Origin of the sequence: Escherichia sp. WS338 (assembly GCF_046486405.1) — a bacterium.
Classification (GTDB): Bacteria; Pseudomonadota; Gammaproteobacteria; order Enterobacterales; family Enterobacteriaceae; genus Escherichia; species Escherichia coli.
Window position 1 is genome coordinate 1 of record NZ_JBJQLL010000060.1, and the last position, 14,080, is coordinate 14,080.

The following is a 14,080-nucleotide window of genomic DNA, read 5'->3' on the forward strand; positions in this document are numbered from 1 at the left end:
ATCAGCCGGGAAATAATGCGGGCAACGGTGTTTAATTATATCGAATGTGATTACAATCGGTGGCGGCGGCACAGTTGGTGTGGCGGCCTCAGTCCGGAACAATTTGAAAACAAGAACCTCGCTTAGGCCTGTGTCCATATTACGTGGGTAGGATCACATAACCTGAAATGGCACTAATGGCCAGAGCTTACTAATACATAATCCCTACAGGATGTAGCCACCAGTTTTGTTCATCCGGTATTCTGATTTGGTAACATGCTCCAGAAAGGAAGAAATATGTACTGCAATGAATTAAAAGAATTTGCGCAAGAGCAGGAACAAAAACTTATCAGTGCGCTTGCTGATACCAGAGAGCACCCGTCCCCCGATGGTGAAACAAGAAGCCGGGATAATTATCAACGGGATTACGCGCGTATTCTGTATTCATCATCATTTCGCAGGCTGCAGGGAAAGATGCAACTTTTTGAAATTGATCCTGAAAAATTCAACAGAAACAGATTAACGCACAGTCTTGAGGTTGCTCAGATCGCCCGAAGTATCGCGTCAGACCTCAAACTGATTAACCCGGTGGTGGTTGAACTGGCAGCGCTGGCGCATGACATCGGAAATCCTCCTTTCGGTCATTCCGGTGAAAAACTGCTTAATGAACTGTCTGAAGAAATCGGCGGCTATGAAGGTAATGCACAGGCGCTACGTATCCTGAGAAAACTGGAGAAGAAATTTTCATACTGCAACGGATTAAATCTGACTCACCGTAGTTTACTTTCGGTTGTTAAGTATCCCATCCCCCGCGCTGCAGCTACTGCCGGCAAGTTCATTTATGATGATGATTACTATTTTTACATTAACCTGCTTGCTGAAAATCAGCTCGATCTGAATCCCGGAGAGAAAACGATTGATGCGCAGATAATGGATCTCGCGGATGAGATTGCCTACGCCGCGCATGACCTGGAAGATGCCCTTAGCAGGAACATGGTCACGATTGAAGATATTGAATATGAGTTTCAGATTTCTGACGAATTCCGGGGAGCGAGGGAACAGTTCAGGGAAATCGTTACTCAGTCGAGAAACACCGCTTTTCAGGCTAACTTACTGAAAACCTCAGAAGAATTTGCCATCATATTCCGCAAGGAGTTAACTTCAAATATTGTCAATCGCCTCGTTGCAGATATTTCTGTAGTAACGAACCTGAATGGTTTTCAGGAACTGGGGTTCGGGAAACTGAATGCGTTATCCGAAGGACTCAAAAAACTTCTCTTTAAAGTCATCATGCGAAAACGTAATATCCTCACCTATGAGTTCAGGGGAAATAAAATAATCAGGGATTTATATGACTTTTACAATGAAGGAGAGAATTATAAATTTCTGCCTCCTGAACTTAAATTCACCTTACCCCAACCAGATTCCTGTATATTTGAAATCAGCAAAAAACGAGCAGTGGTTGACTATATTTCAGGTATGATGGATACATTTGCAGTCAAGGAATGGGAAACTCACTGTCTGAAGTAACACTGCCGATTACCAGAGGCGCATATTTTCCCGTTATGGTTATTGCGCCTTTATTCCGTTTCGGTGACAGGTTATTTTAAATATTCTGGAAATGCGTTGATGGGCAAGAACAATTACCCTGAAAATAAATACAGGAAATGGTTTTCCACAGCAATAACATATCTTATTACAGGTGGTTTGTGCTGGTATATGTTGTGGGCATCCGCTATATCTCATTATACTGTTTTACAAAATACGGTACCTGAATGGACAACATATTTTTGCACCGGTATAATCACCGGATCTCTTTCTTTTATTTATGCATTTTATATCCGCACCTTTAACAGAACATTAAAGTCTTTATTAAATGCATTCACGGGGGGATTTTGTCTTGGATTTATACTGAGTCCTGATGAATCCCCTAATGATTTTGATAAAAATCATTAGGGGATTCATCAGTGCTTGACCTTGTTTAAAAGCTGTAATATCGCAATTTACTAACTCAATATCTAAATCCATTGGCTTGGATGTACCTCCTGCCTCAAGGAAGCTTTTTGAAAGCTGTCCAAAATCAATAGACTGATCAGCTGATTTCTGAGAAATGCTGCATGGAGCATCAACAACAGTTCCGTTAAAAGTTACTTTACCCTGCCCCTGTGGAATAGTTGGAGCAGCATTTACACCAAAAGACACCACTGCCATAGCTACCGCACCGGCAATAACCGACTTAATCATAAATAACAACCTCTTTTTCATTACTGAACACACCAGAGATATCTGGCAATTTAAAATGACCCGATTACCTTTAATAACCAGATCAATACAAATAATATTCTCGTATTTTCAGGGCAGGTTATTTATCGACAGAATACTGATATAACCTGTCTGCTTTCTGATAAGGACTTCTTTTTATCTGTAAGATAACTCCGGAATGCCATCATTCAGTCAAATGCCGACGACTCATCTGTATAATAAGGTGCAAGCCTTGCTGCAAGAGCATTCAGCCGTATAAGTCTCCCAAGTGTTGTACTGAAATACCCATTATTCATCTGGTATTTCTCGCAGACCTCCTTACGGGAGTGCCCACCTACCAGATAGTCCTTCATAGCCAGAATGACCCTGTCACTGTGAATAGAAGAAATACCTATCAGTAAAAAAAAATGCATTTCAGACATAGAGCCGGGCAACAGTACGCTCTCGCGTATATTCAGCAAAAACGCATTTCCTGACCGACTGATGACTTCATGATGCGCCATGTTTCCCCCTTCTGTCGGGCCCCTGGATATATGCTTCCGGCCCGGAAATACTCTTCACGCAATAAGTTAAATTTAGTTTTTTATGTTGTAAATATTGATTTAAACGATCTTTTAACCCACAAAATAAAATTAAACTAGAATAAAACACTAATAATAAGAATGCGCTCAGATAAAAACATCATAGTAAATTGAATTTACAGCATAAAAGATCGTCTAAATGCATTTTTACGGACTTTCTTTTCACAGAAAAATAAAACGCAAAATGTGATACATATCAAATAAAGCAAATAAAAAGCAAATTCACTAAATTGCACAAATAAAGCAAACACAGCAAACACAGCAAACACAGAGAATAAAAATACCTTTCCGTTGATAACAGAAAGCATGATTTTTATTATTCGAAGAAACTTTGTTACAGTGAGATGAGTGAATATATGAAGAATGAAATACTGGAATTTCTGAACAGGCATGATGGAGGGAAAACGGCAGAAATTGCGGAGGCGCTGGCGGTAACGGATTACCAGGCCCGCTATTACCTGTTATTACTGGAAAAAGCAGGTATGGTTCAGCGCTCACCATTAAGACGGGGCATGGCAACATACTGGCTTCTGAAAGGAGAGAAGCAGGCGGGGCAGAGTTGTTCACTTTGCAAACTCTGCCGACCAGTGGTGATCCGTTCGGTGACGGGATTGGCAAGGTAGCCGGGTCCAGCCTGCACGCCGGCGTGGCGGCCAGGGCCGATGAACGCAAGAAGCTCGAACGGCTGTGCCGGTACATCAGCCGCCCGGCGGTATCCGAGAAGCGGCTGTCGTTAACACGAGGCGGCAACGTGCGCTACCAGCTCAAGACGCCGTACCGGGACGGCACCACGCACGTCATTTTCGAACCATTGGATTTCATTGCAAGGCTGGCCGCCCTGGTACCGAAGCCCAGAGTCAACCTAACCCGCTTCCACGGGGTGTTCGCACCCAACAGTCGGCACCGGGCGTTGGTCACGCCGGCAAAACGGGGCAGGGGCAACAAGGTCAGGGTGGCTGATGAACCGGCAACACCAGCACAACGGCGAGCGTCGATGACATGGGCGCAACGGCTCAAGCGTGTTTTCAATATCGACATCGAGACCTGCAGCGGCTGCGGCGGCGCCATGAAAGTCATCGCCTGCATTGAAGACCCTATAGTGATCAAGCAGATCCTTGATCACCTGAAGCACAAAGCCGAAACCAGCGGGACCAGGGCGTTACCCGAAAGCCGGGCGCCACCGGCTGAGCTGCTCCTGGGTCTGTTTGACTGACGAGCCTGAAGGCCAACGATACCAATCAAAATGCTGCGTTCACAGCGCCGCGGCAGGGATCCGCCGTGCTGGTTGTCGGAAAAGGAGCCGCTAGTGGGAAAGAGGAGGGTAAATTTTCAGCGTTGCTGGCTCCCCGTCAGCCGGATTGGGTTGCATCGCAGGGGTGTCGAAAGAGTCAACTGCGGTCCAAAGCTGTTGGACTTGGGTGAAAAGGGCGTTTATTCTTCCTATACGTGCCGCGTTCCAGGCGGCGACTATGAGGGCTATGTCGATGCCCATGTGCGCCGGCTGGAGGCGCTACGCCGGGCCGGTATCGTCGAGCGGATCGACGCCGACCAATGGCGCATCCCCAATGATCTGGTCAGCCGTGCCGCCGCCCATGACGCCGGCCGAGACAGTCAGGCCAGCGTTCGCGTCCTTTCCCCGGTCGATCTGAACAAACAGATCGGATCGGACGGCGCGACCTGGCTGGACCGGCGGCTGATCCACGGCGAGACGGCCGACCTTGCGCCAACCGGCTTCGGGCAACAAGTCCGCGAAGCCATGGACCAGCGCCGCGAGCACCATATCGAACAGGGCGACGCCACCCGCAGCCGGGACAGCCGCGTCTTCTACCGGCGCAACCTTCTCGCCATCCTGCGGGAGCGCGAGGTAGCCGGCGTCGGATCGGATATGGCTTTGAGTAAGGGCCTGCCGTTCCGCGCCGCCACGGACGGCGAGAGCGTCAGCGGCAAGTTTACCGGAACCGTGCATCTATCGAGCGGCAAGTTCGCCGTGGTCGAGAAATCCCATGAGTTCACCCTTGTCCCGTGGCGGCCGATCATCGACCGCCAACTCGGCCGCGAGGTTATGGGCATCGTGCAGGGCGGGTCGGTGTCGTGGCAGTTAGGGCGGCAGAGGGGGCTGGAACGCTGAGTGCGCCCATGCCGCATTGCGAAGCAAAAGATAATCGGATAAAATGTAGCAATTCATATTCGTAAGCGTGGAGTAATCAGATGGGAAATTCCAAGTCAGCAGACAAGTAAGCCGCAACAACCAGTATTGTTGTTGCGGCGCTCTGTAAGGCTAGTCTCATCTGATTGCTGACGAGCAGACGTCGCCCGGTATTCCTTAATCGAGGGTTGATTCGTCATGACCACCACACGCCCCGCGTGGGCCTATACGCTGCCGGCAGCACTGCTGCTGATGGCTCCTTTCGACATCCTCGCTTCACTGGCGATGGATATTTATCTCCCTGTCGTTCCAGCGATGCCCGGCATCCTGAACACGACGCCCGCTATGATCCAACTCACGTTGAGCCTCTATATGGTGATGCTCGGCGTGGGCCAGGTGATTTTTGGTCCGCTCTCAGACAGAATCGGGCGACGGCCAATTCTACTTGCGGGCGCAACGGCTTTCGTCATTGCGTCTCTGGGAGCAGCTTGGTCTTCAACTGCACCGGCCTTTGTCGCTTTCCGTCTACTTCAAGCAGTGGGCGCGTCGGCCATGCTGGTGGCGACGTTCGCGACGGTTCGCGACGTTTATGCCAACCGTCCTGAGGGTGTCGTCATCTACGGCCTTTTCAGTTCGATGCTGGCGTTCGTGCCTGCGCTCGGCCCTATCGCCGGAACATTGATCGGCGAGTTCTTGGGATGGCAGGCGATATTCATTACTTTGGCTATACTGGCGATGCTCGCACTCCTAAATGCGGGTTTCAGGTGGCACGAAACCCGCCCTCTGGATCAAGTCAAGACGCGCCGATCTGTCTTGCCGATCTTCGCGAGTCCGGCTTTTTGGGTTTACACTGTCGGCTTTAGCGCCGGTATGGGCACCTACTTCGTCTTCTTCTCGACGGCTCCCCGTGTGCTCATAGGCCAAGCGGAATATTCCGAGATCGGATTCAGCTTTGCCTTCGCCACTGTCGCGCTTGTAATGATCGTGACAACCCGTTTCGCGAAGTCCTTTGTCGCCAGATGGGGCATCGCAGGATGCGTGGCGCGTGGGATGGCGTTGCTTGTTTGCGGAGCGGTCCTGTTGGGGATCGGCGAACTTTACGGCTCGCCGTCATTCCTCACCTTCATCCTACCGATGTGGGTTGTCGCGGTCGGTATTGTCTTCACGGTGTCCGTTACCGCGAACGGCGCTTTGGCAGAGTTCGACGACATCGCGGGATCAGCGGTCGCGTTCTACTTCTGCGTTCAAAGCCTGATAGTCAGCATTGTCGGGACATTGGCGGTGGCACTTTTAAACGGTGACACAGCGTGGCCCGTGATCTGTTACGCCACGGCGATGGCGGTACTGGTTTCGTTGGGGCTGGTGCTCCTTCGGCTCCGTGGGGCTGCCACCGAGAAGTCGCCAGTCGTCTAACCGACGACTGGTAGCAGGCCCGCTCCGATGCGGCGCACTAACCATCGAAACCTCGTGAATGTCGGTATCCTGTCTGGCAGGATACCGCTCATTTCCCTTGTTCAGTTCATCGCCGTCGCCGAGCATCTGAATTTTCGGCATGCGGCCAAGGCACTTGGTATCAGCCAGTCGAGCGTCAGCGCGCGTGTGAAAGCGCTGGAGGATAACCTTGGTGTCCTGCTATTTGAGCGCCATGCGCGGGGCGTTCGGCTAACAGACGCAGGCAGGCACTTCATGGAGCGTGTCACGGCGGGTGTCGATCAACTCGATCACGCAGTGAAGACCGCGGAGTGACGGGCACTGGCTGGCAATGTCTAGCAACGGCAGGCATTTCGGCTGAGGGTAAAAGAACTTTCCGCTAAGCGATAGACTGTATGTAAACACAGTATTGCAAGGACGCGGAACATGCCTCATGTGGCGGCCAGGACGGCCAGCCGGGATCGGGATACTGGTCGTTACCAGAGCCACCGACCCGAGCAAACCCTTCTCTATCAGATCGTTGACGAGTATTACCCGGCATTCGCTGCGCTTATGGCAGAGCAGGGAAAGGAATTGCCGGGCTATGTGCAACGGGAATTTGAAGAATTTCTCCAAAGCCCGCGACGCAGCGCCGGCAGGCAGAGCAAGTAGAGGGCAGCGCCTGCAATCCATGCCCACCCGTTCCACGTTGTTATAGAAGCCGCATAGATCGCCGTGAAGAGGAGGGGTCCGACGATCGAGGTCAGGCTGGTGAGCGCCGCCAGTGAGCCTTGCAGCTGCCCCTGACGTTCCTCATCCACCTGCCTGGACAACATTGCTTGCAGCGCCGGCATTCCGATGCCACCCGAAGCAAGCAGGACCATGATCGGGAACGCCATCCATCCCCGTGTCGCGAAGGCAAGCAGGATGTAGCCTGTGCCGTCGGCAATCATTCCGAGCATGAGTGCCCGCCTTTCGCCGAGCCGGGCGGCTACAGGGCCGGTGATCATTGCCTGGGCGAGTGAATGCAGAATGCCAAATGCGGCAAGCGAAATGCCGATCGTGGTCGCGTCCCAGTGAAAGCGATCCTCGCCGAAAATGACCCAAAGCGCGGCCGGCACCTGTCCGACAAGTTGCATGATGAAGAAGACCGCCATCAGGGCGGCGACGACGGTCATGCCCCGGGCCCACCGGAACGAAGCGAGCGGGTTGAGAGCCTCCCGGCGTAACGGCCGGCGTTCGCCTTTGTGCGACTCCGGCAAAAGGAAACAGCCCGTCAGGAAATTGAGGCCGTTCAAGGCTGCCGCGGCGAAGAACGGAGCGTGGGGGGAGAAACCGCCCATCAGCCCACCGAGCACAGGTCCCGCGACCATCCCGAACCCGAAACAGGCGCTCATGAAGCCGAAGTGCCGCGCGCGCTCATCGCCATCAGTGATATCGGCAATATAAGCGCCGGCTACCGCCCCAGTCGCCCCGGTGATGCCGGCCACGATCCGCCCGATATAGAGAACCCAAAGGAAAGGCGTCGTCGCCATGATGGCGTAGTCGACAGCAGCGCCGGCCAGCGAGACGAGCAAGACCGGCCGCCGCCCGAAACGATCCGACAGCGCGCCCAGCACAGGTGCGCAGGCAAATTGCATCAACGCATACAGCGCCAGCAGAATGCCATAGTGGGCGGTGACGTCGTTCGAGTGAACCAGATCGCGCAGGAGGCCCGGCAGCACCGGCATAATCAGGCCGATGCCGACAGCGTCGAGCGCGACAGTGCTCAGAATTACGATCAGGGGTCTGTTGGGTTTCACGTCTGGCCTCCGGACCAGCCTCCGCTGGTCCGATTGAACGCGCGGATTCTTTATCACTGATAAGTTGGTGGACATATTATGTTTATCAGTGATAAAGTGTCAAGCATGACAAAGTTGCAGCCGAATACAGTGATCCGTGCCGCCCTGGACCTGTTGAACGAGGTCGGCGTAGACGGTCTGACGACACGCAAACTGGCGGAACGGTTGGGGGTTCAGCAGCCGGCGCTTTACTGGCACTTCAGGAACAAGCGGGCGCTGCTCGACGCACTGGCCGAAGCCATGCTGGCGGAGAATCATACGCATTCGGTGCCGAGAGCCGACGACGACTGGCGCTCATTTCTGATCGGGAATGCCCGCAGCTTCAGGCAGGCGCTGCTCGCCTACCGCGATGGCGCGCGCATCCATGCCGGCACGCGACCGGGCGCACCGCAGATGGAAACGGCCGACGCGCAGCTTCGCTTCCTCTGCGAGGCGGGTTTTTCGGCCGGGGACGCCGTCAATGCGCTGATGACAATCAGCTACTTCACTGTTGGGGCCGTGCTTGAGGAGCAGGCCGGCGACAGCGATGCCGGCGAGCGCGGCGGCACCGTTGAACAGGCTCCGCTCTCGCCGCTGTTGCGGGCCGCGATAGACGCCTTCGACGAAGCCGATCCGGACGCAGCGTTCGAGCAGGGACTCGCGGTGATTGTCGATGGATTGGCGAAAAGGAGGCTCGTTGTCAGGAACGTTGAAGGACCGAGAAAGGGTGACGATTGATCAGGACCGCTGCCGGAGCGCAACCCACTCACTACAGCAGAGCCATGTAGACAACATCCCCTCCCCCTTTCCACCGCGTCAGACGCCCGTAGCAGCCCGCTACGGGCTTTTTCATGCCCTGCCCTAGCGTCCAAGCCTCACGGCCGCGCTCGGCCTCTCTGGCGGCCTTCTGGCGCTCCTGCTGCGGCGTCCGCTCGTGGGCCGTGGCGCGGGTCCGCGCGCCGGCCTCGTGCGCCTGGCGCTCGCGGGCGAGGTCCAGGGCGGCCGTCTTCACGTTCTGCCTTGCGCAGATGAGATAGATCTAGCGTGGACTCAAGGCTCTCGCGAATGGCTCGCGTTGGAAACTTTCATTGACACTTGAGGGGCACCGCAGGGAAATTCTCGTCCTTGCGAGAACCGGCTATGTCGTGCTGCGCATCGAGCCTGCGCCCTTGGCTTGTCTCGCCCCTCTCCGCGTCGCTACGGGGCTTCCAGGGGTCGTTTGCGGGAAGGGGCGGAATCCTACGCTAAGGCTTTGGCCAGCGATATTCTCCGGTGAGATTGATGTGTTCCCAGGGGATAGGAGAAGTCGCTTGATATCTAGTATGACGTCTGTCGCACCTGCTTGATCGCGGCCGCGATAGCTAGATCGCGTTGCTCCTCTTCTCCATCCGCGTTCCAAGCTGCGGAAAGGCACCCATAAGCGTACGCCTGGTCGAGCAGGCGACGCGGATCGACGTCCAGCGCACGAGAGAATGCGTCCGCCATCTGTGCAATGCGTCTAGGATCGAGACAAAGGTCGTCTCTGTCAGCCGGATCGTAGAACATATTGGCGGCGCCAAAGCCCACTTCACCGACCAGACCGACGGGATCTATCACCAGCCAGCCGCGACTGGAGAACATGATGTTTTCATGATGCAGATCGCCATGTAGCCCACGCAGTTCCGAGGCATTGCTCATCATTTGATCGGCTATAATCGCCGCGTGGACGTAGTCAGTTTGACAACCTGCGTTTTGATCATCGCGCGCCCGCTGAAACAAAGCTGCAAAGCGATCCCGGATCGGGAGAAGGGCAGAAGGCAGGGGTTCCTCAGATGCGGCATACAGCTTCGCCATTAGTTCCGCTGCAATTTCGGTCGCCTGGTAGTCGCCGTGCTCGGCAACGATGTGAGAGAGCATTCGCTCCCCGGCATATTCGAGCAACATCAGATTGTTCTCACGACCGAGCAACCGGACTGCTCCCCTCCCATTGCGCCATACCAGATAGTCGGCCCCGCGCAGTTCATCAGCAATGTCTTCTATAGGTTTCAATCCCTTGACGATTGCAGGAGTCCCGTCTGGCAATGAAACTTTCCAAACGAGGCTGGAAAAGGTGTCCGCAATGAGAACAGGTTGCGAAACGTGCCAATGAGCAGGAAAAACAGGCGGCATGAACATCAACCCCAAGTCAGAGGGTCCAATCGCAGATAGAAGGCAAGGCGTTCGCGGTCGGGGGCTTCGATCCCCAATACATTGAATAGGACAGCGAAGGCGCGCTCTGCTTCATCTGGCGCTGCCCAGTTCTCTTCGGCGTTAGCAATCATGAGTGCCAAATCGGCATAGCGATCTGCTGTTCCGAGCCGCCCAAGGTCGATCAGACCCGTGCATTGAAGAGTTTTAGGGTCCACCATGAAGTTCGGCATGCAGGGATCACCATGGCAAACAACCATATCGGTGCGCTCTTGGTCGAGCCGCACCGGTAGCTCTCGTTCGACACGAGCCAAAAGATCGAGCTGCGGCGTACTCTTGTCCTCGTCCGGTAAGAAGTCGGGATTGACGGCATTGCGGGACACCACATCAACGGCGCGTCCGAACATTCGCGACAGCCTGCGCTCAAACGGACATTGATCAACCGATAGGCTGTGAACAGCGCCAAGTTGCTGCCCCATTGACGGCCACGCTTTGAGCAAATCCGCTCCAGACAGATCAGCCGCCGGTACTCCCGGAATTGCCGTTATCACCAAGCATGCACCCTCCTGTTCCTCCTGCCAGTTGATGACCTCGGGGCAAGCCACACCTCGACCTTTGAGCCAAATGAGGCGGTCACGCTCTCCAGCGAGCTCACCGCGGCGGGAAGCAGGTGCGATTTTCGCGAAGGCATGCCCGTCACCACGTCGAAAAACAAAATCACCAGATTCTCCGCCTCTGACAGGCAACCAGTCAGAATGCGATTCACCAAAAAAAATATTAGTTCGATTCAATGGAGGTTCCTTCAGTTTTCTGATGAAGCGCGAATATAGAGAAATATCCCGAATGTGCAGTTAACGAATTCTTGCGGTTTCTTTCAGCGCCGCCAATACCGCCAGCCCGTCGCGCAAGGGGCGCGGCTCGTGTGTGCGGATGAAGTCAGCTCCACCTGCGGCGGCGGCAAGCTCTGCAGCGAGTGTCGCGGCCCCGACATCCCCCGGACCACGGCCTGTGAGCGCGCGCAGAAAGGATTTGCGCGAAACAGACAGAAGCACCGGCAAATCGAAGCGCAGCCGCAATTCATCGAACCGCGCCAGCACCGAGAGCGAGGTTTCGGGAGCAGCCCCCAGAAAAAACCCCATGCCGGGATCAAGGACAAGGCGGTTGCGTTTGATACCGGCTCCCGTCAGCGCCGCGATGCGCGCGTCAAAGAACGCCGCAATGTGATCCATGATGTCGCCAGCGGGTGCCTCGCGCCGATCTGCCTGCCCGTCTTGCACCGAATGCATAACGACGAGTTTGGCAGATGATTTCGCCAATTGCGGATAGAACGCAGCGTCTGGAAAACCGCGAATATCATTGAGATAGGCCACACCACGCGACAAGGCATAGGCTTGCGTCGCGGGTTGATAACTGTCGAGCGAGACGGGAATGCCATCTGCCTTGAGCGCGTCCAGCACCGGCGCGATACGCGCGATTTCTGTGTCGGACGAAACAGGCGCGGCGTCGGGATTGCTGGATGCCGGACCGAGGTCGATCACATCTGCCCCCTCGGCCATCAGCTTACGCGCCTGCGCAATGGCTGCGTCTGGCGCCAGATACCGGCCTCCATCGGAGAAACTGTCCGAGGTTATGTTGACGATGCCGAAAATGATGAGCGATTTATTCATGGGGGCTTCTATAATAATAATAATCGAGCATGAGTCTCATACGGATGCTCGGGTCGAAAGGGAATCCCCAGGCGAGTAACCTGTTTGCGGTGATCCATTAGCTGCAGGAGCAGAATAGCATACATCTGGAAGCAAAGCCAGGAAAGCGGCCTATGGAGCTGTGCGGCAGCGCTCAGTAGGCAATTTTTCAAAATATTGTTAAGCCTTTTCTGAGCATGGTATTTTTCATGGTATTACCAATTAGCAGGAAAATAAGCCATTGAATATAAAAGATAAAAATGTCTTGTTTACAATAGAGTGGGTTTCCGGTGCTCCTTTGACACTCTCTCCATATCCCTCAGGTCCGGCACCAACAGATACCACGTTATTTTCTCCCGACACCTGTGAGCCATGGCCCAGAGCTACAGAGCCTGAAGAATTTTCTATTCCAGCCCATCCCCCAATAGCAACACTCTGCTGTGAATTAAGTACCTCAGCGCTCTTACCTATGGCAACACCATATTTTGACTCAGCCTGACCGGCATCCCTTCCCAGGGTGACACTGTGTGGAGAATTATACACTCCCGAAAAAGAGCCAAACTGAAGACTTCCTGGTGAATCCATGTTAAAAGCGCCACCTCCCAAAAGGAAAGTGTTATTAGCTGTACCAGTTGAATTCGTAATAAAAGAGTTTTCTCCAATCAGTAAGCTGGAAGAATTAGCATCAACAGGCCCTGTCAAAACAGCCTGAGCCTGAGCCGAGAGCAGCAGGGCCACACTCACTGCCAGCGCGCTTTTCTTTAAAAAAGCATCACGTCTTTTAAGCATTCTGTTATTCTCCTGTATTATTACTTCACCAGCCAGAACGGTAGTGCGGAGCAAAAATACAGTGATAAGAATCCTCTTTTATTAATTTAATAATGCCAGGAATATTATTGTGTATAATATGCGACCTCAATTTAAGCAGCAGAAAACGACTGGCATTAAAATCATTAAATTATAAACATATACAACTTTGTAAAGGTGGTTATAATAAACCTGATTACTTTAACGTCTGTATACCTGCACTGCTGATATCACAAAACAATAAAAATCCTGGTTAATATCTCTGATGATTGAATGAGAAATTCACGATGTCTGGTGAGAATTCTGTTCAAAACGAGGAATGCAGACGTACATGTGGCAGGCATGGACTTCTACCAATTTAACTTTTTTCCTTCCTTGTATTTACACATTGCACATTTTGCGCTACAAAAATTTCACGTGGCACGCACCACGTGATCCGTAGAAAAGCCTCTTGTTACGAATTTCGTAAACCGCACGTCTGTCTGGTCGTGCGGATTTTTTATCCGTCAACTTCACATGAAACCCGCCAGAGCACTGTTTCCGGATTCAGACATCAGGCATATTATTATCCACGATGTCGTGAACAAGATCACACTTTTGCAATTCCTTTATTGATCGAAAGCAGTTAATCACGGAAATTAATTACCGGAGTGAAAGCATTTGCTATATAAACATTCCCAGAAGACATCTTCATGTTGAATATTATTCCCTTATTGACTAGCCCCTCTGACAGAATTTCAGAGGGGGTTTTTTATCAGTTTCACCATCCAACCCTGTACGCCAGAATGGTTTCACTGTCACTCAGTTCTGCTATTGCCTTTTTCATCTCCCTTTACCTTACGTTCTGCCAGAGTCTGAGCCATTTGAACAGGAGGTTATCATTGATATCGTGTTCCCGGGCAATACGGGCAACAGAGGCTCCTGGTTGCAAAACCAGTTTAACCATTTGAAGTTTAACTCATTTGAAAATGATCTGCGGGGTTCTGCGGATAATGTTTTTGCTCCATAACAGGCGCCCACCAGTTTGAAAAGGTGGGCACCTACGTTACCAATACTGGCTTAATGGATACATACGGCGGTCGGTTCTTACGGTAAAACGACACAACCAAACGCTGGCTTTGTTGAATAAATCAGATTTCGGGTAAGTCTCCCCCGTAGCGGGTTGTGTTTTCAGGCAATACGCACGCTTTCAGGCATACCTGCTTTCGTCATTTTGTTCAGCGC

The 14,080-nt window shown here is 52.8% G+C and carries 14 protein-coding genes and 4 pseudogenes; 9 read left to right on the top strand and 9 right to left on the bottom strand.

Translation table 11 applies throughout. The features are described 5' to 3' along the window. Positions 1 to 126, top strand: a 126-nt coding sequence (locus ACJHWT_RS24155; protein WP_071704003.1) for an IS3 family transposase, incomplete at its 5' end; no start/stop codon positions are given. A gap of 150 nt (positions 127 to 276) precedes the next feature. Continuing rightward, entirely contained in the window at positions 277 to 1,509 is a 1,233-nt protein-coding gene (locus ACJHWT_RS24160) for a deoxyguanosinetriphosphate triphosphohydrolase family protein (RefSeq protein WP_000271619.1), read from the top strand. A gap of 444 nt (positions 1,510 to 1,953) precedes the next feature. Here ACJHWT_RS24160 and papA read toward each other — a convergent pair. Together papA and ACJHWT_RS24170 are read right to left on the bottom strand one after the other, a co-directional pair. Then, positions 1,954 to 2,223: pseudogene (gene papA, locus ACJHWT_RS24165) on the bottom strand (P fimbria major subunit PapA); the annotation flags it as partial. A gap of 206 nt (positions 2,224 to 2,429) precedes the next feature. Then, a complete protein-coding gene (locus ACJHWT_RS24170; RefSeq protein ID WP_000930062.1) occupies positions 2,430 to 2,744 on the bottom strand; it encodes an adhesin biosynthesis transcription regulatory family protein in 315 nt (104 codons plus the stop codon). 422 nt (positions 2,745 to 3,166) lie between these two features. Between ACJHWT_RS24170 and ACJHWT_RS24175 the strand changes: the two genes are divergently transcribed. The 6 genes and pseudogenes from ACJHWT_RS24175 to ACJHWT_RS24200 form a co-directional block, all read left to right on the top strand. After that, a complete protein-coding gene (locus ACJHWT_RS24175) occupies positions 3,167 to 3,445 on the top strand; it encodes a FaeA/PapI family transcriptional regulator (RefSeq protein WP_001349530.1) in 279 nt (92 codons plus the stop codon). After that, positions 3,373 to 4,035: pseudogene (locus ACJHWT_RS24180) on the top strand (IS91-like element ISVsa3 family transposase); the annotation flags it as partial. The gene ACJHWT_RS24175 and the pseudogene ACJHWT_RS24180, both read left to right, overlap by 73 nt. Before the next feature lie 30 nt (positions 4,036 to 4,065). After that, a complete protein-coding gene (locus ACJHWT_RS24185) occupies positions 4,066 to 4,950 on the top strand; it encodes a DUF3363 domain-containing protein (protein WP_021598067.1) in 885 nt (294 codons plus the stop codon). Between the two features lie 216 nt (positions 4,951 to 5,166). Further along, positions 5,167 to 6,381: a chloramphenicol/florfenicol efflux MFS transporter FloR gene (gene floR / locus ACJHWT_RS24190; RefSeq protein WP_023300759.1), complete on the top strand. Its 1,215-nt coding sequence runs from the start codon at positions 5,167 to 5,169 to the stop codon at positions 6,379 to 6,381. A 27-nt stretch (positions 6,382 to 6,408) separates the two neighbouring features. After that, on the top strand, positions 6,409 to 6,714 hold the full coding sequence (locus ACJHWT_RS24195) for a LysR family transcriptional regulator (RefSeq protein WP_001255015.1): 306 nt from the start codon (positions 6,409 to 6,411) through the stop codon (positions 6,712 to 6,714). A 111-nt stretch (positions 6,715 to 6,825) separates the two neighbouring features. After that, positions 6,826 to 7,035 (top strand): annotated as a pseudogene (locus tag ACJHWT_RS24200) (IS91 family transposase); the annotation flags it as partial. Here ACJHWT_RS24200 and tet(A) read toward each other — a convergent pair. Continuing rightward, positions 6,981 to 8,180 carry a tetracycline efflux MFS transporter Tet(A) gene (tet(A), locus tag ACJHWT_RS24205; protein ID WP_032153701.1) on the bottom strand — a complete coding sequence of 400 codons (1,200 nt, stop codon included), beginning with the start codon at positions 8,178 to 8,180 and terminating at the stop codon, positions 6,981 to 6,983. The pseudogene ACJHWT_RS24200 and the gene tet(A) sit on opposite strands and share 55 nt — an antisense overlap. Positions 8,181 to 8,285: 105 nt before the next feature. Here tet(A) and tetR(A) point away from each other — a divergent pair, with 105 nt between their 5' ends. Beyond that, positions 8,286 to 8,936 carry a tetracycline resistance transcriptional repressor TetR(A) gene (tetR(A), locus tag ACJHWT_RS24210; protein ID WP_001493764.1) on the top strand — a complete coding sequence of 217 codons (651 nt, stop codon included), beginning with the start codon at positions 8,286 to 8,288 and terminating at the stop codon, positions 8,934 to 8,936. A gap of 31 nt (positions 8,937 to 8,967) precedes the next feature. On the opposite strand, the gene ACJHWT_RS24215 is transcribed toward tetR(A), so the two are convergent. The 6 genes and pseudogenes from ACJHWT_RS24215 to ACJHWT_RS24240 all read right to left on the bottom strand — a co-directional run. Continuing rightward, positions 8,968 to 9,210, bottom strand: coding sequence for a transposase (locus ACJHWT_RS24215; RefSeq protein WP_000844627.1), 243 nt, complete (start codon positions 9,208 to 9,210; stop codon positions 8,968 to 8,970). A gap of 305 nt (positions 9,211 to 9,515) precedes the next feature. Next, positions 9,516 to 10,352: an aminoglycoside O-phosphotransferase APH(6)-Id gene (locus ACJHWT_RS24220; protein WP_000480968.1), complete on the bottom strand. Its 837-nt coding sequence runs from the start codon at positions 10,350 to 10,352 to the stop codon at positions 9,516 to 9,518. Then, entirely contained in the window at positions 10,352 to 11,155 is an 804-nt protein-coding gene (aph(3'')-Ib, locus tag ACJHWT_RS24225) for an aminoglycoside O-phosphotransferase APH(3'')-Ib (RefSeq protein WP_001082319.1), read from the bottom strand. Before aph(3'')-Ib ends, ACJHWT_RS24220 begins: the two co-directional genes overlap by 1 nt. A 60-nt stretch (positions 11,156 to 11,215) precedes the next feature. Further along, the gene (sul2, locus tag ACJHWT_RS24230; protein WP_001043260.1) at positions 11,216 to 12,031 is read right to left on the bottom strand and encodes a sulfonamide-resistant dihydropteroate synthase Sul2; all 816 of its coding nucleotides are present in this window, start codon (positions 12,029 to 12,031) and stop codon (positions 11,216 to 11,218) included. A gap of 240 nt (positions 12,032 to 12,271) precedes the next feature. Then, the gene (locus ACJHWT_RS24235) at positions 12,272 to 12,838 is read right to left on the bottom strand and encodes a hypothetical protein (RefSeq protein ID WP_000919994.1); all 567 of its coding nucleotides are present in this window, start codon (positions 12,836 to 12,838) and stop codon (positions 12,272 to 12,274) included. 862 nt (positions 12,839 to 13,700) lie between these two features. Further along, positions 13,701 to 13,876: pseudogene (locus tag ACJHWT_RS24240) on the bottom strand (transposase); the annotation flags it as partial. Positions 13,877 to 14,080: the final 204 nt, after the last annotated feature.